At 69.0% G+C, this 24237-nt stretch carries 15 protein-coding genes; 14 read left to right on the top strand and 1 reads right to left on the bottom strand.

Going from position 1 to position 24237, the window contains the following annotated elements; translation table 11 throughout:
* Nucleotides 1-69: 69 nt before the first annotated feature.
* The 3 genes from E8A49_RS08550 (at nt 70) to E8A49_RS08540 (ending at nt 1861) form a co-directional block, all read left to right on the top strand.
* Nucleotides 70-459, top strand: coding sequence for a hypothetical protein (locus E8A49_RS08550; protein WP_293379039.1), 390 nt, complete (start codon nt 70-72; stop codon nt 457-459).
* A 59-nt stretch (nt 460-518) separates the two neighbouring features.
* Nucleotides 519-1385: a 50S ribosomal protein L11 methyltransferase gene (locus E8A49_RS08545; protein ID WP_293379036.1), complete on the top strand. Its 867-nt coding sequence runs from the start codon at nt 519-521 to the stop codon at nt 1383-1385.
* Between the two features lie 92 nt (nt 1386-1477).
* The gene (locus E8A49_RS08540; protein ID WP_293379033.1) at nt 1478-1861 is read left to right on the top strand and encodes a hypothetical protein; all 384 of its coding nucleotides are present in this window, start codon (nt 1478-1480) and stop codon (nt 1859-1861) included.
* 3 nt (nt 1862-1864) lie between these two features.
* On the opposite strand, the gene E8A49_RS08535 is transcribed toward E8A49_RS08540, so the two are convergent.
* Nucleotides 1865-2209 carry a GIY-YIG nuclease family protein gene (locus E8A49_RS08535; protein ID WP_293379030.1) on the bottom strand — a complete coding sequence of 115 codons (345 nt, stop codon included), beginning with the start codon at nt 2207-2209 and terminating at the stop codon, nt 1865-1867.
* 77 nt (nt 2210-2286) lie between these two features.
* Between E8A49_RS08535 and E8A49_RS08530 the strand changes: the two genes are divergently transcribed.
* From E8A49_RS08530 to E8A49_RS08480, 11 genes are all read left to right on the top strand, one after another.
* Nucleotides 2287-4101, top strand: coding sequence for an aminopeptidase P family protein (locus tag E8A49_RS08530; protein WP_293379092.1), 1815 nt, complete (start codon nt 2287-2289; stop codon nt 4099-4101).
* A gap of 604 nt (nt 4102-4705) precedes the next feature.
* A complete protein-coding gene (locus E8A49_RS08525; protein WP_293379090.1) occupies nt 4706-7714 on the top strand; it encodes a TonB-dependent siderophore receptor in 3009 nt (1002 codons plus the stop codon).
* 141 nt (nt 7715-7855) lie between these two features.
* Nucleotides 7856-9550 (top strand): sulfotransferase, encoded by a 1695-nt coding sequence (locus E8A49_RS08520; RefSeq protein ID WP_293379027.1) that lies wholly within the window; start codon nt 7856-7858, stop codon nt 9548-9550.
* A 7-nt stretch (nt 9551-9557) separates the two neighbouring features.
* Nucleotides 9558-11267, top strand: coding sequence for a sulfotransferase (locus tag E8A49_RS08515; RefSeq protein WP_293379024.1), 1710 nt, complete (start codon nt 9558-9560; stop codon nt 11265-11267).
* Between the two features lie 156 nt (nt 11268-11423).
* A complete protein-coding gene (locus tag E8A49_RS08510; RefSeq protein ID WP_293379021.1) occupies nt 11424-11885 on the top strand; it encodes a hypothetical protein in 462 nt (153 codons plus the stop codon).
* Nucleotides 11886-12187: 302 nt separating this feature from the next.
* Nucleotides 12188-14722 (top strand): TonB-dependent receptor, encoded by a 2535-nt coding sequence (locus tag E8A49_RS08505; RefSeq protein ID WP_293379018.1) that lies wholly within the window; start codon nt 12188-12190, stop codon nt 14720-14722.
* Nucleotides 14723-14992: 270 nt separating this feature from the next.
* The gene (locus E8A49_RS08500) at nt 14993-17533 is read left to right on the top strand and encodes a TonB-dependent receptor (protein WP_293379015.1); all 2541 of its coding nucleotides are present in this window, start codon (nt 14993-14995) and stop codon (nt 17531-17533) included.
* A gap of 28 nt (nt 17534-17561) precedes the next feature.
* Nucleotides 17562-19532: a sulfotransferase gene (locus E8A49_RS08495; RefSeq protein ID WP_293379012.1), complete on the top strand. Its 1971-nt coding sequence runs from the start codon at nt 17562-17564 to the stop codon at nt 19530-19532.
* Nucleotides 19533-19728: 196 nt separating this feature from the next.
* Complete coding sequence (locus tag E8A49_RS08490; protein WP_293379009.1) at nt 19729-20541, top strand: sulfite exporter TauE/SafE family protein; 813 nt, start codon at nt 19729-19731, stop codon at nt 20539-20541.
* Between the two features lie 164 nt (nt 20542-20705).
* Nucleotides 20706-22727, top strand: coding sequence for an elongation factor G (locus tag E8A49_RS08485; protein ID WP_293379006.1), 2022 nt, complete (start codon nt 20706-20708; stop codon nt 22725-22727).
* Nucleotides 22728-22847: 120 nt separating this feature from the next.
* Complete coding sequence (locus E8A49_RS08480) at nt 22848-24236, top strand: MFS transporter (RefSeq protein ID WP_293379003.1); 1389 nt, start codon at nt 22848-22850, stop codon at nt 24234-24236.
* Nucleotide 24237 lies beyond the last annotated feature (1 nt).

Raw genomic sequence — 24237 nt, 5'->3', positions numbered from 1 at the left:
GATCCGTTGAAAATCGTCGCGTCCGGAGCCGCCGCAGCCCTCCTATCCGGGATCTTCCTGGGTCATCTGATGGCGGTCGATCTCGCCGCCAGCGCCGACCGCCCGGCCGGGCCGCAGATGATCGCCGACTTCGCCGGCGAGCGCTCCACCGGCCCTTTCGATCCCGGCACCACCTTCGTGGCCTACCAGGGCAAGACGCCTGATTATGTGCTGGGCTCTGACTGGAAGAAGGCCCTGGCTTGGCCGGACGAGAAGGTCGCCGTCACCCGGCCCTCCCGCGACGCTGCCCCGACGGCCGATGACAATGCCGCTGACGCCCCGGACGACGCGCCGGTCCTGACGCGGGTCGCCTATAATGACGCCCCGGCGCCGGCGCATAGCTATCCCTCGCTGGGCGGCGCTCCGCCCGAAGCGGCCGAGGCCGACGCGCCGGTCGCGCCCGAGCCGCCGCAGGACTGAAGCCCTCGCCTTTTGTCCCCCGCCTTTCTTTTCGTCGACCTTCCCGCTAGAGGCGGCGGATGACCGCCGACGCCGTCCAGACCATAGCGAGAGGCCCGCGCGCCGTGGCGGAAGCCGCCGCCGAGGCGATCGACGCAAACCCCGCCACCGAGGGCCTGACCTATTCTATCCTGGAGGAGGACGAGGCCCACGACGTCTGGCGCATCGACGCCTTCCCGACCTCCGAGGAGGAACAGGCGGCGCTGGCGGAGGTGCTGGCGGGCTTTCCAGCCCTGCGCGCGAACACCGACAAGCTCGCCGACGCCGACTGGCTGGCCATGGCGCTCAGCGGCCTGCCGCCGGTCCGCGCCGGGCGGTTCTTCGTCTACGGCGCCCATGACAAAGGCCTGGTCCCGGCCAGCGCCGTAGCCCTGCGGATCGAGGCCGGCGCGGCCTTCGGCACCGGCCACCACGGCACCACCGAGGGCTGCCTCTCGGCCTTCGACCAGCTGATCAAGGCGCAGCGGTTCGCCCGGGTGCTGGATGTGGGCTGCGGCACCGGGGTCCTGGCTATCGCCGCGGCGCGCACCGGATCGAGGATCGCCGTGGGCACCGACATCGACGGCCCCTCGGTGCGGATCGCCAACGAGAACGCCCGCCTCAACCGCGCCCACGCCCGCTTCGTGCACGCCAGCGGCCTGAACGACGCCCGCGTCCGCGCCGGCGGACCCTACGACCTGGTGTTCGCCAACATCCTGGCTCCGCCGCTGGTGGCGCTCGCCCAGGACATCAAGGACGCGCTGGCGCCCAGCGGGATCGCGATCCTGTCGGGCCTGCTCAGGACGCAGGCGCGGCGCGTGCTCGCCGCCTACGTTTCGCGCGGATTTAGCCTGCGCCGGCGGCTGCATCGCGACGCCTGGGCGACTCTGGTGCTGCGCCGGCCCTAGATTCCACCCGCTGTAGACTGGAACTTCACCCTGGCGACCCCAGTTAGGTCCAAGGCTGAGCTTTCGTTCAGCGGGATTGAGAGGAGCGCGCCATGTCCAACGACCAGGACTACTGCGAACGCACCCTGGATGCGCCGGACCGCCTGTCGGTCGAGCGGATCGAGCGGGCGCGCGGCCCCGGGGCGCTTAGCTGGTGGATCGCCGCGACGGTGGCCGTCGCGGCCGTCATCGGCGCAGCCGTGCTGCTCAATACTGCGCGGCCCTCGCCGGAGACGCTGCAAGCCGCCCACGACCGCAGGGTCGCCGAATCGCAGATCGACGAGACGGCCTACGGCTCGGCCCTGACCGCGGCCCACAGCGCCGAAGCGGAAGCCCGGGCCCGCGCGCACGATTCCGAGCCCGCCCCGCAATTCGCCGCCAATGCCGACGGCTCGGCGCAAGGCGCAGCCGCCAACGCCTCCGCGCCGGCGGACTAGGCCTCAACCGACGATCTTCGACGCCCCAAGCTCCGCGCGCCAGTGGGCGTCGCGGTCCTTGAGCTTGCTGTTGCGGGCGTAGGCGCTGAGATCGCCCGTCTCGACGATCTCCAGCACATCGAAGGCGAAGGCCTCCGCCCCGTGCGCCGCGAAGGCCGCCTGCAACGCCTTGTTCGGATGGCCGCCGCCCCGCAGCATGAACCACAGGCCGTTGGTCTGCTGGCCGAGGTTTTTCGACTGGCCGACCCAGGTCTCGCCGGTGGCGGCGCAGCGCACCGCGTAGATTCCCTGCGCGACCTTGCGCTCCTTGTAGTCGCGGATAGCCTCACGGCGGTTCTGCTTGTCCATGGCGAAAGGGCTAGCGAGGCGCCGCGCCGGCAGGCAAGCCCTTGGCCCAGAGGCGCCGGAGCGCTTACATGCCGGCCATGCGCCAGACCTTCGACGAAACCACCGACCGCTCCTTCGGGCCCCGCCACGTGCCGCTGATCCGCCAGGCCATGGCCGAGCAGGGCCTGGACGGCTTCGTGACCCCGCACGAGGACGAGCATCAGAACGAATACCTGCCCGCCGCCAACGACCGCCTGGCCTGGGCCACCGGCTTCACCGGCTCGGCCGGGGCGGCGGTGATCCTGAAGGACAAGGCGGCGATCTTCGTGGACGGCCGCTACACCCTGCAGGTTCGCGACCAGGTGGACCAGGGCGTCTTCGAGATCCGCGACCTCGTGGAGGGCGGCGTGCCGGCCTATCTGGAGACCGCCACGGCCAAGGGCCAGGTGATCGGCTACGATCCGCGCCTGCACAGCCCAGATGCGCTGGACCGGCTGAAGGCCGCGGCCGCCAAGGCCGGCTCGGAGTTGCGGCCCGTCACGCCCAACCCGCTGGACGCCGCCTGGGGCCAGGCGCGGCCGCCGCAGCCCGCCGCCCCGGTGACGCCGCACCCGCTGCAATACGCCGGCGAGGAGAGCGCCTCGAAGCGTCATCGCCTGGGCGAGAGCCTGGCGTCGCGCGGCGCCGAGGCCGCGGTGATCACCGCGCCGGCCTCCATCGCCTGGCTGTTCAATGTGCGCGGCGGCGACGTGATCCGCTCGCCCCTGCCGCTGGGCCAGGCGATCCTGAACGCCGACGGCTCGGCGCGGCTGTTCCTCGACCCGGCAAAGGTGACGCCCGACCTGCCGGCCTGGCTGGGCAACGAGGTGCGGCTGGAGACCCCCGCCGACCTGCCGCAGGCGCTGGCCGAGCTGAAGGGCAAGACCGTACTGGTCGACCCGGCCCAGTCCTCATCCTGGTACTTCGGGGCTCTGGAGAGCGCCGGCGCGGCGGTGCAGCGCGGCGAGGACCCCTGCATCCTGCCCAAGGCCTGCAAGAACCCGGTGGAGATCGAGGGCGCCAAGCGCGCCCACCGCCGCGACGGCGCGGCCTTGACCCGCTTCCTGCACTGGGTGGCCACCGAGGGGCAGGTCAATCCGCCGGACGAGATCGAGGCGGTCTCCAAGCTGGAGAGCTTCCGCGAGGCGACCGGGGCCCTGAAGGACCTCTCCTTCGACACCATCGCCGGCGCGGCCTCGAACGGCGCCATCGTCCACTACCGGCCGACCGAGCGGCTGAACAAGCGCGCCGAGAAGGGCAGCTTGCTGCTGGTCGATTCGGGCGCCCAGTACCTGGACGGCACCACCGACGTCACCCGCACCGTCGCCATCGGCGAGCCGAGCGCCGAGATGCGCGAGCGCTTCACCCTGGTGCTGAAGGGCCACCTGGCGCTGGCCAGGGTGCGATTCCCGGCCGGGACCACCGGCTCGGCCCTGGACGCCCTGGCCCGAATGGCGCTCTGGGCGCATGGCCTGGACTACGACCATGGCACCGGCCACGGCGTCGGCTCCTATCTGGGCGTCCATGAGGGACCGCAGCGGATCGCCAAGCTGCCCAACCTGGTGCCCCTGCGCCCCGGGATGATCGTCTCCAACGAGCCGGGCTACTACAAGGAAGGCGGCTACGGCATCCGCATCGAGACCCTGCAGTTCGTCACCGGGCCGTCGGCGATTCCCGGCGGCGAGCGGGCGATGCTGGGCTTCGAGACCCTGACGCTGGCGCCCATCGACCGGCGCCTGACACTCAAGGCGCTGCTGAGCGCCGAAGAGGTCGCCCAATTCGACGCCTATCATGCCCGCGTTCTGAGCGAGATCGCGCCGCTCGTCCCCGCCGACGTCGCCGCCTGGCTCGCCGAGGCCTGCGCACCGCTCTAGGGACGCGGCAGGCCCCCAAGCGGCCCCGATCTTGTTTCAATAGAAACCATCAGCCGTGACGGCCTGACGCAGGTGTTGCGCGCCCGCGAGGCGCCGCCGGCCAGTCCGGGCGGCGAAAGCGGCGGCGTTCAAAAATGTTCAGGGGCGGAACTTCTGGCGATGCTCGGCGCTTTTCGTCCAGGCTGCCAAGGCTACGCAGGGTTGCGTGACGGTTTTTAGTTGCCTCTACTTCGTTACAGAAATTTAAATCGCAGGTTTGTTCAGCATCTAAGCGCAGCATAATAAAGTATCGGTTATCTGCGTAACGCGTGATTTGAACATTTGGGCCGGGTTTGGCGATCGGCGCCCATCGGGCGCCGAGCATTAGCTGTGCACGAACTGCCCCCTGTTCGCCCTAGGGCGGTGGCTAGTCCTGCTCGTTATGTGGCCATTATGCGACATATTGGCGTGCGGAGTGTGATGTTCTTCGCAATCTGCGTTGACCCAAAACAACAGTCGAACCTAACTACGCGGCAACCGGCGCCACTTTTGGCTCTGGGCTGGCAATTGTTGGGGAGCGGGGCCGCCGTCACTGGCGGACCGCTGGAGGATCTAGACCTTGAAAATGCAAACGATGCGGGAGCGCCTGTTGGCCTCCTCGATGATCTGCGGTGCAGCCGTCCTCGGCCTATCCGCCACTCAGGCCTACGCAGCGGACGACACCACGAGCGGTCAAGTCTCCGAAGTCGTGGTGACCGGGACGCGTATCCCGTCGCCGAACCTGACCTCGATCGCGCCGGTCACGACCGTCGGCAGCGCCGAAATCAAGGCCCAGGGCATCACCCGGATCGAAGACATCACCAACAGCCTGCCGCAGGTGTTCGCCGGCCAGGGCTCGATGATCTCGAACGGATCGAACGGCACCGCCACGGTCGACCTCCGCGGCCTCGGCCCGTCCCGCACCCTGGTGCTGATCGACGGCCGCCGCGTCATGCCGGGCGACCCGTCGTCGGCCTCTGCCGCCGACCTGAACTTCATCCCGGCCGCCCTGGTCGAACGGGTTGACGTGCTGACCGGCGGCGCCTCGGCGACCTACGGCGCCGACGCCGTGGCCGGCGTGGTCAACTTCATGATGCTGAAGAACTTCGAGGGCGTGCGCATCGACGCCCAGTACGACGGCTATCAGCACGAGAACGGCAACAGCTTCGTCCAAAGCGTCGTGCGGACCGCCGCCGCGGGCGCCAGCGACCCCAGCCAATTCTCCCTGCCCCCGAAGAACGTATTCGACGGCGAAGGTTCCGACGTCAGCCTGGTGCTGGGCGCCAACGCCCCGGACGGCAAGGGCAACATCACCGCCTACGCCACCTACCGCCAGAACAACGGCGTCCTGGAAGGCACCCGCGACTTCTCGGCCTGTACCCTGAACTCGGGTAACCCGAACTTCGCCCAATTCGGTTGCGGCGGCTCCGGCACGGCCTTCCCGGCCCGGGTCGGCGACTTCGTCGTCAACCCAGCGAACTTCAACACCTTCATCCCGCGCACTTCGGCGGACGTCTTCAACTTCGGCCCGGCCAACTACTTCATGCGTCCGGATGAGCGCTACAGCCTGGGCGCCTTCGCGCACTACGAAGTCGCCCCGTGGGCCGAAGTCTACATGGACACCATGTTCATGGACGACACCTCGACCGCCCAGATCGCCTCGGGCGGCGTCTTCGCCGGCAACTTCAACATCAACTGCGCCAACCCGCTGTTGAGCACTCAGGAAGCCAGCCAGTTGATCTCGACGGCGGGTACGAGCTGCTTGGCCAACCCCGCCGGCACCTTCACCGGCGTCGTCGCCCGCCGCCTGCAGCCGGAAGAAGCCGGCGGCCGCGACTCCGAATTCCGTCACACGGACTACCGGATCGTCGTCGGCATGCGCGGCGACCTGGGCAAGAACTGGACCTACGACGGATACATGCAGTACGGCGCGGTTGCGCTGAACACGGAGCAGACCGGCAACTTCAACCTCAACCGCATCCAGCAGGCCCTCAACGTCGTCCAGACGCCGACCGGCCCGCAGTGCGCGCCCGGGGCTGACGCGGGCTGCGTGCCGCTGAACCTCTTCACCAGCCAGTTCATCTCGCCCGCGGCGCTGAAGTTCCTGAACGCGGCGAGCTTCTCGACCGGCAACACCACCGAGCGCGTGGTCAGCCTGGCTTTCACCGGCAAGCTCGGCGACTACGGCTTCAAGAGCCCCTGGGCGTCTGAAGGCGTGGGCGTCGCGATCGGCGCCGAATACCGCCGCGAACACCTGGACTCGACCGCCGACTTCCTGTCGTCGAACGGCCTGGTGGACGGCAACGGCGGCGCGAGCCCGCCGGTCAACGGCGGCTATGATGTCTACGAACTGTTCGGCGAAGCCCGCGTGCCCCTGATCAGCGACATGCCCTTCGCCAAGGACGTGTCCCTGGAGCTCGGCTACCGCTTCTCGGACTACTCCTCGATCGGCGACACCAACACCTACAAGGTGTCGGGCGAGTGGGAAGTGATCGACGGCCTGCGCTTCCGCGCCGGCTACAACCGCGCCGTCCGCGCGCCGAACGTCAACGAACTGTTCGCGCCGCAGAACGTCGTCCTGGACGGCACCAACGACCCCTGCGCCGGGCTGACCGCCGGCAACCCGCTGGTGGCCACCTGCTCCAAGGCGTTCAACCTGACCACCGCGCAAGTGCTGGCCATCGAGGCGAACCCCGCCAACCAGTACCAAGGTCAGACGGGCGGTAACCCGAACCTGCGGCCGGAAATCTCCGACACCTACACCGGCGGTGTGGTGTGGCGTCCGACGTTCGCCCCCGGCCTGAACGTGTCGGTCGACTACTTCAACATCCAGGTCGACAACTACATCGGTACGATCGGTGAGAACCTGATCCTGAACCAGTGCCTGACCACGCTCAGCACGCAATTCTGCGGTCTGGTCCACCGGTCGCCGGGCGACAACTCCCTGTGGCTCGACCCGACCGGCTTCGTGCAGGACACCACGCTGAACACCGGTTCGCTGAAGACCGACGGTGTCGACATCAACGTCGACTACCGGATCGACCTGTCGACCCTGGGTCTCGGCGACAACGGCACGGTGGCGGCGAGCTTCGTCGGCACCTGGCTCGACAAGCTGACCACCCAGCCCCTGCCGGGCGGCCCGTCCTACGACTGCGCCGGTCTCTACGGCCCGACCTGCGAATCGGCGAACGGCGAAGGCCCGGCTCCGAAGTGGCGCCATAAGATGCGCGTCACCTGGAACACGCCCTACTCCTACGGCGACTGGTTCAAGAGCCTGAGCTTCTCGCTGCAGTGGCGCTACCTCGGCCGTGTCACCCTGGACGCCTTCAGCAGCAATCCGCTGCTGAATAACCCGGGCCTCCAGTACGAGTCGGACCGCGTCCTGGCCGCTCAGAACTACATCGACCTGACGATGAACTTCACCGTCCACAACAACCTGAACTTCCGGGTTGGCGTGAACAACCTGTTCGATAAGGATCCGCCGCTCACGGGCGCTTCGAACTGCCCGGCCGGTCCCTGTAACGGCAACACCTGGCCCCAGACCTATGACTCCCTGGGCCGCTACCTCTTCGTGGGCCTCAGCGCCGACTTCTAGTCGACGCGCCACGGCGAAAATCGGGGGCGGCGGAGCAATCCGCCGCCCTCTTCGTATGTGGCCTTCCGATATGGCTCCCGGCGCGACTTTCCGCTAATCAGCCAAGGGGTTGGGCCGCCGTTCCCGAGCCTGGAGACCGCCTTGACGACCTGGAAGATCGGCCGCACCACCATCAAGCTGGACGCCCAGGCCGCCACGCCGGCCGCGTCCCCGGCGCCCAGCCCGGCGCGCCCCGCCATCTTCGACGAGATCAAAGCCGCCATCGAAGCCCGCGACTACGCCCAGGCCGGCGTTCTGGCCGAGCAGGCGCTGGCGGCGGGCCACGAACATCCGCTGGTCCTGAACCTCGCGGCCTTGCGGGCCGAGGAGGACGGCCGGCTCGAGGAGGCGCTGGAACGGCTACAGCGCGCCGTCATTCTCGCGCCCAAGGATCACGGCGCCCGCAACGCCCTTGGCCTCTGCCTCAGCCGGATGGAACGCCATGCCGAAGCCCTGGCGGCCTTCGACCAGGCCCTGGCGATCGCGCCCGACTTCGCCGGCGCGCACGCCGCCCGCGGCGGGACCTTCGAGGCCCTCGGCCGATTGCCGGAAGCCGACGCCGCCCACCGCCGCGCGCTGGAGCTGCAACCCGGCAACCACGTCGCCCTGGCCGGCCTCGCCAACCTCGCCAGCCGCCGGGGCGCCCACGCCGAGGCCAAGGCGCTGGCCGAGCAGGTCCTGGCCATGGACCCGGCCTATCCGGACGCCGTGCGCGTAGCCGCCGCCGCCGAGCTGGCCGCCGGCGACGCGCCGGCCGCGCAGCGCCGGCTGGAGGCGCTGATCGCCGACCCGCGGATCCACCCGCAGCAATTGGCCCAGACCCAGGGCGCGCTGGGCGACGTGCTCGACGCGCAGGACAGGCCGGCCGAGGCCTTCGCCGCCTACGCCGCCTGCAACATGGGCCTGTGGCGCGTCTACGCCCCGGCCTTTGGCGGCCATCCCTCCGCGCTGGAGTTCGCGCGCGGGATGATCGAGCGCCTGGACGAGATCCCCGCGTCGGCCTGGACCGCCACCCCGCGCCCGCTGCCGCAGGGCGTGACCGGCCACGTCTTCCTGATGGGGTTCCCGCGCTCCGGCACCACCCTGCTCGAACAGGTGTTGGCCAGCCACCCACAGGTCGAGACCCTGGAGGAGCGCGAGACCCTGTCGGCGGCGCTGCGCGCCTTCCTCGCCACGCCGCAGCACCTCGACCGGCTGGCCGCCGCGTCCGACAGCGAGCTCGGCGCCCTGCGAGAGGCCTACTGGGCGCGGGCGCGTGACGAAGGCGCTGAGCTCGCGGGCAAGGTGTTCGTCGACAAGCATCCCCTGAACACCTTCAAGCTGCCGCTGATCGCCCGGCTGTTCCCGCAGGCGAAGATCCTCTTCGCCCGGCGCGACCCCCGCGACGTGGTGCTGAGCTGCTACCGCCGCCGCTTCGCCATGAGCGGCTCGGCCTACCAGCTGCTGACCGTTCCCGGCGCGGCCGGCTACTACGACGCGGCGATGCAGATCGCCGACCGGATGGCGCCGGCGATGGGCGCGCAGACCCATGTGGTGCGCCACGAGGACCTGATCGCCGATTTCGACCGGGTGGCCCGCGCGGCCTGCGACGCCGTGGGCATCGGCTGGACCGAGGCGATGCGCGACTTCGCCGAGCGGGTGAAGGACCGCGGGATCGCCACGCCCTCCGCCGCCCAGCTGGTCGGCGGGCTGTCGGCCGAAGGCGTCGGCCAATGGCGCCGCTACCGGGCGCAGCTCGCCCCGGCCCTGCCCCGCCTCGCGCCCTGGGTCGAGCGCTTCGGCTACGCGGTGGAATGAGGCCGCGATGAGCGAACCGGCGGAAGGCGACGCCGCCGCCTTGGGCGCCCGGGCCGAGCGGCTGCGGCTGGCGGGCGACATCGCCGGCGCCGACCTCGCCACTGCGCGCCAGATCAAGGCGCTGGTCAACAACGACCCCGCCCTGGGCGCCGCCGCCCAGGCGCTGATCGAGGGACGCTTCACCGACGCCCACGGCCAGACGCGGGCGGTGCTCGACCGGCGGCCCGACGACCCGCTCGCGCTGCGCCTGTTCGCCGAGATCGCGGCGCGCGCCGGGCGGTTCCACGACACCGAGGCCCTGCTGGCCCGCGCGCTCGCCGCCGCGCCCGGCCTGGCCGGCGCCCGGTTCGCCTATGCCCTCGCACTGCACCTGCAGGGCAAGACGGTGGAGACGATAGCCCAGGCCGACCGCCTGTTGCGCGAGGCCCCCGGCCATCCGCTCTTCCTCCAGCTCGGGGCGGCCGCGCGGATGCGCGTGGGCGACTACGCCGCCTCGGCCACAGCCTACCGCGCGGTGCTGGACGTCCATCCCGACCTGCCGCTGACCTGGATGGGCTATGGCCACGCGCTGAAAACCCTGGGCCGCCAGCCCGAGGCGGTGGCCGCCTACCGAGAGGCGGTGCGGCTGCAACCGGCGCTGGGCGAGGCGTGGTGGAGCCTGGCCAACCTCAAAACCGTCGCCCTGTCGGCGGACGACATCGCACAGATGGCCGCCGAGCTCGACCGCGACGGGCTGGATGACCAGGACCGCTTCCACCTGCAGTTCGCCCTGGGCAAGGCGATGGAGGACCATGGCCGGGACGCTGAGGCTTTCGACCTCTATGTCCGCGCCAACGGGTTACGCCGCAAAAGCCTGCCCTATGACGCCTGGGAGCTGACCGGCCACGTGGCCCGTTGCATGGCGCTGTTCAACCCGGCCTTCTTCGCCGCGCGGGCGGGGAACGGCGCGCCGGCCGGCGATCCGATCTTCATTGTTGGCCTGCCTCGCTCTGGCTCGACGCTCATCGAGCAGATCCTGGCCAGCCACAGCCAGGTGGAAGGCACCCAGGAATTGCCGGACCTCGAAGCGATCGCCTGGCGATTGGGCGGCGCGGCGCGGCCGTCCGAGGGCGCCTATCCGGACATCCTGGCGGCCCTGTCGCCCCAGGAGTTCGCGGCCTTGGGCGAGGAATATCTCCAGCGGGCCCGGGTCCACCGGAAGACCGGCGCGCCGCTGTTCGTCGACAAGATGCCGAACAACTTCGCCCACATCGCCCTGATCCAGCTGATCCTGCCAAACGCCAGGATCATCGATGCGCGGCGCCATCCTGTGGGGTGTTGCTTTTCGGCGTTCAAGCAGCATTTCGCCATCGGCCAGGCCTTCACCTACGACCTCGCGGACCTCGCCAGCTACTACCGCGACTACGTGGACCTGATGGACCACTTCGACGCCGCACTGCCCGGCCGGGTGCATCGGGTGATCTACGAAGAGCTGGTGGCGGCCCCCGAAGCGCAGGTGCGGCGTCTGCTCGATTACTGCGGCCTGCCGTTCGAGCCCGGCTGCCTGCGATTCCACGAGAACAACCGGGCGGTGCGGACAGCCAGCTCCGAGCAGGTCCGCCAGCCGATCTTCACCGAGGGCGTCGACCACTGGCGACGGTTCGAACCCTGGCTTGGCCCCCTAATCGACCGCCTCGGCAACATAGTGGCAAACTATCCGAAAACACTGAAATCTTGAAATAATTTCCTGGCCAAACCGTCCCGGAATCCCCGTTTATTATGTGGATTTTATACGCCGTATCCCTAGAATGGCTTCAAACCTCAATCCAGTAACGGCGTTACTATGGAAAAATCCTCAGCCTCTACCCAGCCGGGTGATAGTTCCGGCCGGGCCATGCACGGGCGCAGCTTCGCCAAGGACATTGCGGAACTCTCCCTATTCCTCGACCTGACCGAACCTTCCGCCGCCTCCGGACACCTCGAGGCGGCCACTGCCGAGGTCGCCCACGACCGGCGTATCCCGGCCACCACTCTCAAGCGATGCGCTTCGGAAGCCCGCGCCCTGATCGAGCACGCCTACGAGAGCGGCGTGATCGGCCAGATCCAGGCCCGGGCGGAAGGCTCGGAGTGGAGCCTGCGCAGCGAACTGTCGGCCTGGCTGGATGAAACCAGCCTGACGGCGGTCCTGAAGCAGCGCGCGCTGCGGCTGAACCGCAGCCGCGGCGGCCGTCCGCCCAGCCAGACGCGCACCTTGCGCGCGGTGGAAGAGCTGGTGGCCTTCGCCCGGGCCGGCCGGCCGGACGCCATGGACGAGCTGCGCTCGATCCGCGCTCTGGTGGTGGCGTCCGAAGCCTAAAGGCCTCGGGCTGAATCTCTGCCGGCGAAGGCGCTCCGTTCTCGGAGCGCTTGAACCGCGCCGCACGCTAGGCTGGCGCCCTAAAAGTGGACGCAGGCCGGCGCCTTGTTGTCTCGAAGCTGTAATATTTCCGGGCGCCGTATCGGACGATTTGCAGTCGAACAGCGCTATTCGAGACTTCGAAGCTCAAACCCCCACGTCCAAGTAGACACCTTCTCCGCCCGCCGCCCTCATCGGGGCAACGATAAGGGGTGGGGAGAAACGTTCGGTCGGGCCGCCATAACAACGCGGGGGATCCTGACTTGAACAAGCTATTCGTAGGCGTGAGCCTGATCGCGCTCTCGGCGTTCGCCTCGACGAACGCCATCGCTGCTGACGCCGCGGCCGCCGATACGGCCACCAATCTCGATGAGGTGATCGTCACCGGCACGCGCGCCACCGGCATGAAGGCCGCCGACAGCCCGGCGCCGATCCAGGTCGTGGGCGCGCAAGCCCTGAAGACCGTGGGCCCACCGGACCTGATCCAGGCGATCGCCCAGAATCTGCCTTCCTTCAACGCCGAGGGTTATGGCGGCGACTCCGCCAACCTGACGCTGTCGGCGGCGCTCCGGGGCCTCAGCCCCAACGACACCCTAGTGCTGGTCAACGGCAAGCGGCGGCACACCAACGCCAACCTCGCCGTGGATGGCGGCAGCCCCTACTCCGGGTCGGCCACCGCCGACCTCAGCCTGATCCCGGTCAACGAGATCGACCATATCGAGGTGCTGCAGGACGGCGCGGCGGCCCAGTACGGTTCCGACGCCATCGCCGGGGTGGTCAACATCATCCTGAAGTCCAGCGCCGAGGGCGGCAACCTGACGGGCACTGGCGGATCCTATTACGAGAACGGCGGCGAAACCGGCGCCTGGTCGGTGAACGCCGGCACGCATCTGACCGACAAGGGCTTCCTCAACTTCACCCTGGAAGAGCGCTACCACGACTTCAGCCAGCAGGGCGGCGTCGACCGGCGGCTGTTCAGCGCCAACGGCACGGTGCTGCCGACGCTCAGCGCCGTCGACGCCGGCGTGGTCCACCAGCCGGGCGCGCCGGACGTGAACCGCATCATCGGCGACCCGCGCTACAACCTCTACAACCTGTTCTACAACGCCGGTTACGACCTCACCAACGACATCCAGCTCTATTCCTTCGGCAGCTACAGCCACCGCGAGGCCTCGTCCTTCGAGAACTACCGGGTGCCCAGCAAGGTCAGCGGCACGACCTCCACCGGCCAGCTCTATTTCCCGCTGCCCAACGGCTTCAACCCGACCGAGGCGCTGTCGGAAGACGACTACTCCTTCACCGCCGGCATCAAGGGCGAAATCGAGGGCTGGAACTGGGACCTGTCCAGCACCTACGGCCAGGACTACGACAAGATCTATACGAACGGTTCAGCCAACGCCCAGCTGTTCCCGGTGCTGGCGGCGGCCTCGGCTACGCCGATCGCCCCGCAGCGCAACTTCTACGACGGCGCCTTCCGCACCAGCGAATGGACGTCCAACCTCGACATCGTCCGCAACTTCGACATCGGCCTGACGAAGCCGCTGGTGTTCGCCTTCGGCGTGGAAGGGCGGGAGAACCAGTTCCAGCTCACCGCGGGCGAGCCGGACTCCTACTTCGGCGCGGGCGCCCAGTCCTTCACCGGCTACGATCCATCCAACGCCGGCAAGCACACCCGCGACTCCTACGCGGGCTACGTGGATTTCGCCGCCGACCCGATCGAGAATCTGCACCTCGACCTGGCCGGCCGGTATGAGCACTTCAGCGACTTCGGCGATGCGACCGTCGGCAAGCTGACTGGCCGCTATGACTTCAGCCCGATGATCGCCGTCCGCGGCACCATCTCGAACGGCTTCCGCGCGCCCACCCTGCAGGAGGAATACTACTCCGGCACCAACGTCTCACCGGCCTTCGCCGAGGTGCAGCTGCCGGCCAACTCCGCCGCCGCCCAGATCGCCGGCTTCCAGCCGCTGAAGCCGGAGAAGTCGACCAACTACAGCGTGGGCTTCGTCGCCCACCCGATGGACAACCTGCAGATCACGCTCGACGCCTACCAGATCGACATCACCAACCGCATCGTGGTCACCGGCCTGATCTACGGCTCCGACGTCAGCGGCGGCACCAACCACGTGATCTCCCAGGCGGTGTTGAACGCCATCACCGCCCACGGCAACACCCTCGACTCCGGCATCTCCTACGCCGGCATCGCGGTGTTCACCAACGGGGTGAACACCCGCACCCAGGGCGTGGAACTGACCGGCAACTACGCCTCCGACTTCGGCTCCTACGGCCACGTCGATTGGACCGCCGGCTTCAACTACAACAAGACCGACGTCACCAAGCTCCTGCCGCTGCCGGCGCAGGACTTCTCGGCGGCGCCTACCATCATCACCCAGACCACCCTGCTCTCACCCTCCGCGCTGTCGGCCCTGACCACGGCGACCCCGCGGGAGAAGGTGGTGCTGGGCGGCTACTGGACGCTCGACAAGTGGGCGGTGAACCTGCGCGAGACTATCTATGGCGACACCTCCCTGCTGGCCTCGACCAGCAATGTCACCACCGACATGAAGGTGCCGGCGGCCGGGATCACCGACCTCGATGTCGCCTACAAGCTCACCAATTCGATCAGGATCAACCTCGGCGCCAGCAACCTGTTCGACAAGAAACCGCCGGAGACGCCGTTCCTGGCCGCGCTCAACAAGCCGGCGACCGGCGGCAACGTATTGAACGCGCCGCTGACCTTCGCGCCCTACGGTATCAATGGCGGCTACTACTACGGCCGCATCACGCTGAGCTTCTGACGTCTCGGCCGCGGGGTCCCAGCTCCGCGGCCGTCTTCAGCTTCCCTAACGGCGCCTGGAAATTGCGCGGCACTTACGGCGGAGTTTGTCTCGAAAGTGTCGCATTTGCAGGCGCCGCCCCAGGCGTTCTGTAGACGAACGGCGCGTTTCACGCCGCGAACGGCGGATTCCCCAAGACCAAGTGGACACCCCTACCGCACCGCTCCTCATCTGGAGGCAGCGAATAGTTGTGGGGAACACAGCTCTCAGAGCAAAAAAGGGGCAACTGGCATGCATAGACTCTTCATGGGCGCGAGTCTGATCGCGCTCTCGGCGCTCGCCTCGACGAGCGCCATCGCCGCCGACGCCGCGGCCGCCGACGCCGCCACCACCAATCTCGACGAGGTGATCGTCACCGGCACGCGCGCCACCGGCATGAAGGCCGCCGACAGCGCGGCCCCGGTCCAGGTGCTGGGCGCCCAGGCCCTGAAGTCGGTGGGCCCGCCGGACCTGATCCAGGCGATCGCCCAGAACCTGCCATCCTTCAATGCCCAGGGCTTCGGCTTCGACGCCTCCAACCTGACGCTCTCGGCCGCCCTGCGCGGCTTGAGCCCCAACGACACCCTGGTGCTGGTGAACGGCAAGCGCCGCCACACCACGGCGAACCTGGCGGTCGACGGCGGCAGCCCCTATTCCGGCTCGGCCACCGCCGACCTCGGCCTTATCCCGGTCAGCGCCATCGACCACGTGGAAGTGCTGCAGGACGGCGCGGCCGCGCAATACGGCTCCGACGCCATCGCCGGCGTGGTCAACATCATCCTGAAAAGCGGCTCGGAAGGCGGCTCGGCGAGCGGCACCGCCGGCAGCTACTACCAGGGCGGCGGCGACACCTACGCCTGGTCGTTCAACAACGGCTTCAAGGTCGGCCAGAACGGCTGGATGAACATGACCCTGGAGGAGCGCTACCACGAGCACAGCCAGCAGGGCGGGCCCGACGCGCGCCTGTTCGACCCCACCGGCCACCTGCTGTCCGGCGACGATCCGATGGACGCCGCGGGCGTGGTCCACCAGCCCGGATCGCCCAACGTCAACCGCATCATCGGCGACCCGGAGTTCAATCTTTACAACCTGTTCTACAACGCCGGCTACGACCTCACCAACGATATCCAGCTCTATTCCTTCGGCAGCTACAGCCACCGCGAAGCCTCGTCCTTCGAGAACTATCGGGTGCCGACCAAGATCAGCGGCGCCACCTCGACCGGGGACACCTATTTCCCGCTGCCGAACGGATTCAATCCCGTCGAGGCGCTGTCGGAAGACGACTACTCCTTCACCGTCGGGATCAAAGGCGGCATCGACGGCTGGAACTGGGACCTGTCCAGCACCTACGGCCAGGACAAGGACAACATCTTCACCAACGGCTCGGCCAACGCCCAGCTGTTCCCGATCCTGGCCGCGGCCTCGGCCACGCCGATCGCCCCGCAGCGCAACTTCTTCGACGGCACGTTCCGCTCCAGCGAGTGGACCACCAACCTGGACATCGTGAGGAACTTCGACGTCGGCCTCGCCAAGCCGGTGGTCTTCGCCTTCGGGGCCGAGGCGCGGCACGACGAATTCGAGATCGACGCGGGCGAGCCGGACTCCTACTTCGGCGCGGGCGCGCAGTCCTTCACCGGCTACGACCCCACCAACGCCGGCAACCACACCCGCGACTCCTACGCGGGCTACGTCGACATCGCCGCCGACCCGATCCAGAACCTGCACCTGGACCTGGCGGGGCGCTACGAGACCTACAGCGACTTCGGCGACGCGACCGTCGGCAAGCTGACCGGCCGCTACGACTTCAGCCCGATGTTCGCCATCCGCGGCACCATCTCGAACGGCTTCCGCGCGCCGACCCTGGCCGAGGAATTCTATTCCGGCACCAACGTCTCGCCGGAGTTCGCCGAAGTGCAGCTGCCGCCCAACTCCGCCTCAGCGGCGATCGCCGGCTTCTCGCCGCTGAAGCCGGAGAAGTCGACCAACTACAGCGTGGGCTTCGTCGCCCACCCGATGGATAACCTGCAGATCACGCTGGACGCCTACCAGATCGACATCTCCAACCGCATCGTCGTCACCGGCCTGATCTTCGGCTCCGACGTCAGCGGCGGCACCAACTACGTGATCTCCCAGGCGGTGCTGAACGCCATCACCGCCCACGGAAACCAGCTGGACAGCGGCATCTCCTACGCCGGCATCGCGGTGTTCACCAACGGGGTGAACACCCGCACCCAGGGCGTGGAGCTGACTGCCAACTACGCCTCGGACTTCTCGGAGTACGGCCACGTCGATTGGTCCGCCGGCTTCAACTACAACAAGACCGACATCACCAAGCTGGCGCCCCTGCCGGCCGCCGACCTCTCGGCGGCGCCGAGCATCATCACCCAGACGTCGCTGCTCACGCCCAATGCGCTTTCGGCGCTGACGGACGCGACACCGCAGGAGAAGGCGATCCTCGGGGCCTATTGGACGCTCAACAAGTGGAGCGTGAACCTGCGGGAGTCGATCTACGGACCGTCCTCCGAACTGGTGACCACCAGCAACATCACCACCGACCTGAAGGTGCCCACCGCGGCGATCACCGACCTGGAGGTGGACTACAAGGTGATCGAGTCCGTGAAGCTGGCGTTCGGAGCGAACAACCTCTTCAACAAACGCCCGCCCTCGATCCCCAACCTGCCCGGCACCAACCAGCCGGCGGATGGCGGCAACATCCTGAACGCACCGATGAATTTTGCGCCCTACGGGATCAACGGCGGCTACTACTACGGTCGCATCACGCTAACATTCTGACCGGGCTTGACGGGAGACCGCGGCGGGGATGAACGAGGCTATCTCCGCCGCGGCCCTGCAAGGCGCCGCCGCGCGCCTGGCCAGCGATCCGGGCGAGGCCGCGCGGGCGGCCGAGCAGATGCTGCGGGCCGCGCCCAACGATCCGCGGCTGCTGCTGATCCTGGGCTCGGCGCGGCGGCGGCTGGGGGCGTTCGCCGCCGCCAAGGCGGTGCTGGCGCCGCTGGCGCGAGCCTATCCACGCGCGGCCAACACCCAGTACGAACTCGGCCTGACGCTGATCGCCCTCGGCGAGGCCGCCGTCGGCGAGGCGGCGCTGCGCCAAGCCGTCGGCCTCAACCGCGACCTGGCCGACGCCTGGCGGGCGCTGGGCGACCTCCGTTTCCAGGCGGGCGACGGCGTGGGAGCCGAGGCGGCCTACGCCGAGCAGCAGCGCGCCGCGGTCACCGATCCGGCCCTGCGGCCCGCGGCCGAGGCGCTGTTCGCCGGCCGGGTGGGCGAGGCCGAGCAGATGCTGCGCGCCCACCTGGCCCGCAGGCTGGGCGACGCCCAGGCCACCCGCCTGCTGGCCGAGGCCTATCTGCGCCAGGCCCGCTACGCCGACGCCGAGGTGCTGTTCGCGCGTGCGCTGGAGCTGGAGCCCGGCCACGACGGCGCCCGCTTCAGCCTGGCCGACGCCCTGTTCCGCCAGCAGAAGGCCCCGCAGGCGCTTCTCGAGATCGACCGCCTGCTGGCCCGCGCGCCGGACGATCCGGCCTATCTGAACCTGCAGGCCGCCTGCCTGGCCCTGGTGGGCGAGGACGCCCTGGTCCTGGCGATCTACGAGGCCCTGCTGGGCGCCTATCCGAAACAGCCGCGCCTGTGGCTCAACTACGGCCACGCCCTGCGCACGGTGGGCCGCCGCGAGGACGCGGTCGCCGCCTTCCGCCGCAGCCTGGCGCTGGCGCCCGGACTGGGGGACGCCTACTGGAGCCTGGCCAACCTCAAGACCCAGGCCCTGACCCTGGCGGACGAGGCGGCCATGCTGGCGGCGCTGCGCCGGCCGGAGCTCACGCCCGACGACCGGCTGCACCTCCACTATGCGCTCGGCAAGGCGCTGGAGGACCGCCGGGAGCCGGCCGCGGCTTTCGACCAATACGCCCAGGGCGCGGTCCTGCGCCGCGCCCAGACGCCCTATGACGCGGACGAGACCACAGCGCAGATGAAGCGCGCCCGCGCCCTGTTCACGGAAGGCTTCTTCGCCGCACGCCAGACCGCCGGCGCGCCGGACCCCGACCCGATCTTCATCGTGGGCCTGCCCCGCGCGGGCTCGACCCTGATCGAGCAGATCCTGGCCAGCCACAGCCAGGTCGAAGGCGCCATGGAGCTGCCGGATATCGGCCTGATCGCCCGCGGTTTCGGGCGCGACTATCCCGAGGCGCTCGCGCGGCTGAGCCCGGCCGAACTGACCGCGCTGGGCGAACGCTACCTCGCCGACACCGCCGTACACCGCAAACTCGGCCGGCCCTTCTTCATCGACAAGATGCCGAACAATTTCCAGCACATCGGGCTGATCCAGCTGATCCTTCCGAAGGCCCGGATCGTCGACGCGCGCCGCCACCCGCTGGGCTCCGGCTTCTCCGCCTTCAAGCAGCACTTCGCCCAGGGGCAGGCCTTCTCCTACGACCTCAGCGATATCGGCCGCTACTACCGCGACTACATTGAGCTGATGGACCATTTCGACGGGGTGCTGCCGGGCCGGGTCATCCGGGTGATCTACGAGGACCTGGTTGAGGACACGGAAGCCCAGGTCAGGCGCCTGCTCGACCTCTGCGGCCTGGCCTTCGAGCCCGGGTGCCTGGCCTTCCACCGGACACGGCGCGCAGTGCGCACGGTGAGTTCCGAGCAGGTGCGCCGGCCGATCTTCCGCGATGGACTTGAGCAGTGGCGCGCCTACGAGCCCTGGCTGGATCCGCTGAAGGCGGCGCTTGGGCCGGCGCTGCGGAGCTGGCGCGGCGGCTGACGGCCAAGGCGCCCAATCGTGCGGCAAGCGCGCGCAAAGGCCCAGGCAGGCTGATGAGAATTTGAGCGACGTGGGCGGAACAATCGCCTTCCGCGCGCGCCCGGCGGCGGCGTCCGTGACGCGCTATCCGGCGGCTCTAAAAGGGCTGTGCGCTCATGCTGGCGGTCGCCAGAAGTCTCGAGGTGTTCGATTGCTGTTGGCCGGCTTTTCCCCGCTCACCATCCTGTTGCTGGTAGTCATCCTGGCCGCCTCGGCGCTGATGAGCGGGCTGTCGGGCTTCGGCTTCTCGGCCATCGGCGCGCTCTGCCTGATCGTCCTGCCGCCGAAGCTGGGCGTGCCGCTGCTGATGACCCTGTCGGCGGCCAACCAGATCATGTCCCTGCGCCAGCTCAAGGCCGACATGGCGCCGATCAACCAATGGTGGCCGAACGGGCCGGCGCCCTATCTGCTGGGCGGGCTGATCGGGGTTCCGGTGGGTCTGGCGATCCTGAGTTCGCTGCCGACCGGCGACCTGATGCTGGTGTTCGGCGGCTTCCTGGTGATCTACGCGGTCTATTCCCTGGCCCGGCCGCATGGGGCGCACACCACGGTGCACGGCGGCTGGCTGGCCTCGTCTCTGGTGGGCATGTCCGGCGGGGTGATCGGCGGTTTCACCGCCTTCCCAGGCGCGGCGGTGGTGGTCTGGAATGGCCTGCGCCACGTGCCCAAGCGCGAGGCCCGCGCCATCGTCCAGCCCTACATCTTCGTCCTGCAGCTGCTTTCGATCTCGCTGCTGGCGTTGCAGAAGCCAGAGACCTTCGGCCCGACCTACTGGCTGCTGGTGGCGATCACCGTGCCGGTGGTGCTGCCCTGCACCCTGCTGGGCGTGAAGCTCTACCAACAGCTCTCCGACGTGAACTTCCGGCGGGTTACCTTCATCCTCCTGGGCATTTCCGGGGTGGGCCTGCTGATCAAGGCCGCCGGCAGCGTCCCCATGGTGGCCCACGCCATCAAGACGGCGGGGCTCTAGTCGCAACGATTCGTGATCTGACTTTCCGGCGGGCCGGGGCGTAGGCTTCGTCCATCCGGGCGGCGCGAGCCCCTGAGCCGGTCCGCGACCGTCCCAAAACCGCGCCAGGGATGCGCTCCCAACCGATGTGCGTCCGTGGCGCCAAAGGTGATGGGAGAACGACCATGCCAATCCATCCAGCGGGGTCCGTGCGCGCCTTGGCGCTCGTGGGCCCCACCAGCGCGGGCAAGACCACTCTGATGGAAGCCCTGCTGCAGGTCACCGGCGCCGTCGATCGGCGCGCCGGAGGCGAGATGGTCGGCGACAGCAGTCCCGAGGCGCGCGCCCGCGGCCATTCGGTAGAGCTGAACCTCGCCGGCTTCGACTTCATGGGCGACCGCTACAGCGTCATCGACTGCCCAGGCTCCCTGGAGTTCTGCGCCGACCTCGACGCCGCCCTGCCCGCCGTGGACCTGGCCGTCGTGGTGGCGGAGCCCGATCCGGCCAAGGCCGGCCTGCTGCAGCCGGCCCTGCGCGAGCTGGAACGGCTCGGCGTGCCGCACGCCCTCTTCATCAACAAGATGGACCAGGCCCGAGGCTCCCTGGCTGACCTGCTGGCGGCGCTCGCACCGGTCAGCGCCGCGCCGCTCGTGGCGCGCCAGGTCCCGACCTGGGAGGGCGAGCGGATCTCCGGCTTCATCGACCTGGCGCTGGAGCGCGCCTTCGTCTACCGGCCGAACGAGCCCTCGACCCAGGTCGACATCCCCGGCGACCTGCGCGACGCCGAAGCCGAGGCGCGCTTCCACATGCTGGAGCAGATCGCCGACTTCGACGACGAGCTGCTGGAACAGTTGCTCTCCGACGTCACCCCCAGCCGCGACGCGGTGTTCGGCGACCTGGTGCGGGAGATGAACGAAGGGCTGATCGTGCCGGTGTTCTTCGGTTCGGCTCAGAACGGCTTCGGCGTGCGCCGCCTGCTCAAGGCGCTGCGCCACGAGACGCCGCCGGCCGAGCACGCCGCTAAGCGGATCGGGATCGAGGCCGGCGCCTATGTGCTGAAGGCGGCCTACGCCGGCCAGTCGGGCAAGCTCGCCTACGCCCGGGCGTTCGGGAAGGCCTTGCTGGACGGAGCCGAGTTCGTGCTGCCGGACGGCGAGCGCTGCCGGGCCGGCGGTCTCTTCGCCGTCCAGGGCGCGGCGATCCGCAAGATCGCCTCGGCGGCGGTCGGCGAGGTCTGCGCCATCGGCAAGGTCGAGGCCGCCCAGGCCGGCCAGATCCTGTCCACCACCGGCAAGCCGCAAACGGCCGCCGCCGGGGCGACTCCGCGCCGGCCGCTGTTCGCCGTGGCGCTGGCCGCCAAGAACCACAAGGACGACGTCCGCCTCTCCGGCGCGCTCGGCAAGCTGATCGAGGAGGATCCCGGCCTGCGCCTGACCCATGATGCGGAGAGCCGCCAGGTGCTGCTCTCGGGTCAGGGCGAGGGCCATGTCCGCCTGGCGCTGGAGCGGCTGCGCCGGCGGTTCGGGGTGGAGATCGACACCGCCCAGCCGAAGACGCCCTACCGCGAGACCATCCAGCGCGGGACCAGCCAGCGCTCGCGGCACAAGAAGCAGTCGGGCGGCCACGGCCAGTTCGCCGACGTGACGGTGGAGATCCGGCCCCTGCCCCGCGGCTCGGGTTTCGTCTTCACCCAGCGCGTGGTCGGCGGCGCGGTGCCCAAGCAGTGGATCCCCGCCGTCGAGCAGGGCGTGCGCGACGGGCTGGAGAAGGGCCAGCTTGGCTTCCCGGTCACCGACCTGGAGGTCACTCTGGTCGACGGCCAGACCCACAGCGTGGACAGCTCCGAAATGGCCTTCCGCATGGCCGGGCGCCTGGCGATGGAGGAAGGCCTGCCGGCCTGCGGGTCGATCCTCCTGGAGCCGATCGAGAAGCTGACGGTCTATTCGCCCTCGCCCAGCGCCTCGAACGTCACCTCCGCGCTGACCGCCCGGCGCGGCCAGATCCTGGGCCTCAGCCCGCGGGAGGACTGGCGCGGCTGGGAGCGGATCGAGGCCTATCTGCCGCAATCGGAACGCCAGGGGCTGATCGCCGAGCTGCGCGGCCTGACCCAGGGCCTGGGCGCCTTCGAGGCCGACTTCGACCACATGGCCGAACTCTCCGGCCGGCTCGCGGCCGAGGCCAGCCAGAGATCAGAAGCCCGCGCTTAGGGCCTGAACCCATGCGAGAATTCGTGGGCGAGCCTGCTTGGAGGCTCGCCCTCTTCGCGGTCGTACGCTACGCGTAGGGCAAGCGCGGGGCGACTCCGCGTCTGTTCGGGGGAGATGCGTATGACGACTGCTGCAACCGTGCCGGCCGCGAAGTCCAACGTCGTCACAGCGGTGATGACCTCGCTCGCTGCGTCCAGCATCGAATGGTACGACTTCTTCATCTACGGCACCGCCGCGGCGCTGGTGTTCCCGACGCTCTTCTTCCCCAAGGACATGCCGCCGTTCGTCCAGCTCATCGCGTCGTTCTCGACGGTGGCTGTGGGCTTCGTGGCGCGCCCGATCGGCGGCATCGTCTTCGGCCACTACGGCGACCGCATCGGACGCAAGCGCGCCCTGGTGCTGGCGATGATGATCATGGGCCTGGCGACCACCGGCGTGGGGCTGATGCCGGGCTACGCCACCCTGGGCGTCGCCGCCCCGCTGATCCTCGTCCTCCTGCGGTTCGCTCAGGGCTTCGCGGTCGGCGGCCAGTGGGGCGGGGCCGCGCTGGTGGCCATCGAGAGCGCGCCGGCGGACCAGCGCGGCTTTTTCGGCAGCTTCGCCCAGATGGGCGTGCCGGCCGGGGTGCTGCTGTCGAACCTGATCTTCCTGGTGATGGGCGAGGTCATGCCCAAGGCGGAATTCGCCGCCTGGGGCTGGCGGATCCCGTTCCTGATCTCGGTGCTGCTGGTCCTGCTGGGGCTGTACGTCCAGTTGAAGCTGGAGGACACCGCGGACTATCAGGCGCTCCAGGCGCTGGAGGCTGAAAAGCAGGTCGCCGCAGCCAAGGCCTTGGCCAGCGAGAAGGGGATCAGCGTCGAGAGGGCGACCGCCCTGCTGCGCGCCGAGATGACCTCACCGATCCTGCGGGTGATCGCCAAGCACCCGAAGGAGATCCTCCTGGCCGCCGGCTCATTCGTCGCCGCCAACGGCACCTTCTACATCATGATCATCTACGCGGTGGCCTATGCGACCAAGACCCTGCACACGCCCAAGAGCACGGTGCTGTGGGCGGTGATCGCCGGCACCATTGTCTCGGCGCCCGTGCTGCCGCTGACGGCGGCGTTGTCGGATCGGTTCGGCCGGCGCGGCGTCTTCCTGGTGGGCGCGGCGCTGGCGTTCATCTGGTCCTGGCCGTTCTTCATGCTGCTCAACACCGGCGCCTTCCCGATGATGGCGCTGGCGATGATCGGCGGCCTGACCTTCAACAGCGTGATGTATGGCCTGCAGGCGGCCATGATGACCGAGATGTTCTCGACGGAGTTCCGCTATTCCGGCGCCTCGCTGGGCTACCAGATCGGCGCCATCCTGGGCGGCGGCCTGGCGCCGATCCTGTCGGCGGCCCTGTTCGAGAAGTTCGGCAACTCGAGCGCCATCTCCGCCTACATGGCCGTGCTCTGCGCGATCTCGTTTGTCTCAGTCCTGGTCCTCACCGAGACCCACAAGCGCGAGCTGCGCCGCAAGACGTAGC

The organism is Phenylobacterium sp., from assembly GCF_004799515.1.
Classification (GTDB): domain Bacteria; phylum Pseudomonadota; class Alphaproteobacteria; order Caulobacterales; family Caulobacteraceae; genus Phenylobacterium.
This window is presented reverse-complemented; position numbering and strand designations above follow the sequence as displayed.

Bases quoted from the DNA above. Each gene is read 5' to 3' on its own strand.
- E8A49_RS08550 (WP_293379039.1), top strand. From the start codon at position 70: ATGGCGGTCGATCTCGCCGCCAGCGCCGACCGCCCGGCCGGGCCGCAG.
- E8A49_RS08545 (WP_293379036.1), top strand. From the start codon at position 519: ATGACCGCCGACGCCGTCCAGACCATAGCGAGAGGCCCGCGCGCCGTG.
- E8A49_RS08540 (WP_293379033.1), top strand. From the start codon at position 1,478: ATGTCCAACGACCAGGACTACTGCGAACGCACCCTGGATGCGCCGGAC.
- E8A49_RS08535 (WP_293379030.1), bottom strand. From the start codon at position 2,209: ATGGACAAGCAGAACCGCCGTGAGGCTATCCGCGACTACAAGGAGCGC.
- E8A49_RS08530 (WP_293379092.1), top strand. From the start codon at position 2,287: ATGCGCCAGACCTTCGACGAAACCACCGACCGCTCCTTCGGGCCCCGC.
- E8A49_RS08525 (WP_293379090.1), top strand. From the start codon at position 4,706: ATGCAAACGATGCGGGAGCGCCTGTTGGCCTCCTCGATGATCTGCGGT.
- E8A49_RS08515 (WP_293379024.1), top strand. From the start codon at position 9,558: ATGAGCGAACCGGCGGAAGGCGACGCCGCCGCCTTGGGCGCCCGGGCC.
- E8A49_RS08510 (WP_293379021.1), top strand. From the start codon at position 11,424: ATGCACGGGCGCAGCTTCGCCAAGGACATTGCGGAACTCTCCCTATTC.
- E8A49_RS08500 (WP_293379015.1), top strand. From the start codon at position 14,993: ATGCATAGACTCTTCATGGGCGCGAGTCTGATCGCGCTCTCGGCGCTC.
- E8A49_RS08495 (WP_293379012.1), top strand. From the start codon at position 17,562: ATGAACGAGGCTATCTCCGCCGCGGCCCTGCAAGGCGCCGCCGCGCGC.
- E8A49_RS08485 (WP_293379006.1), top strand. From the start codon at position 20,706: ATGCCAATCCATCCAGCGGGGTCCGTGCGCGCCTTGGCGCTCGTGGGC.
- E8A49_RS08480 (WP_293379003.1), top strand. From the start codon at position 22,848: ATGACGACTGCTGCAACCGTGCCGGCCGCGAAGTCCAACGTCGTCACA.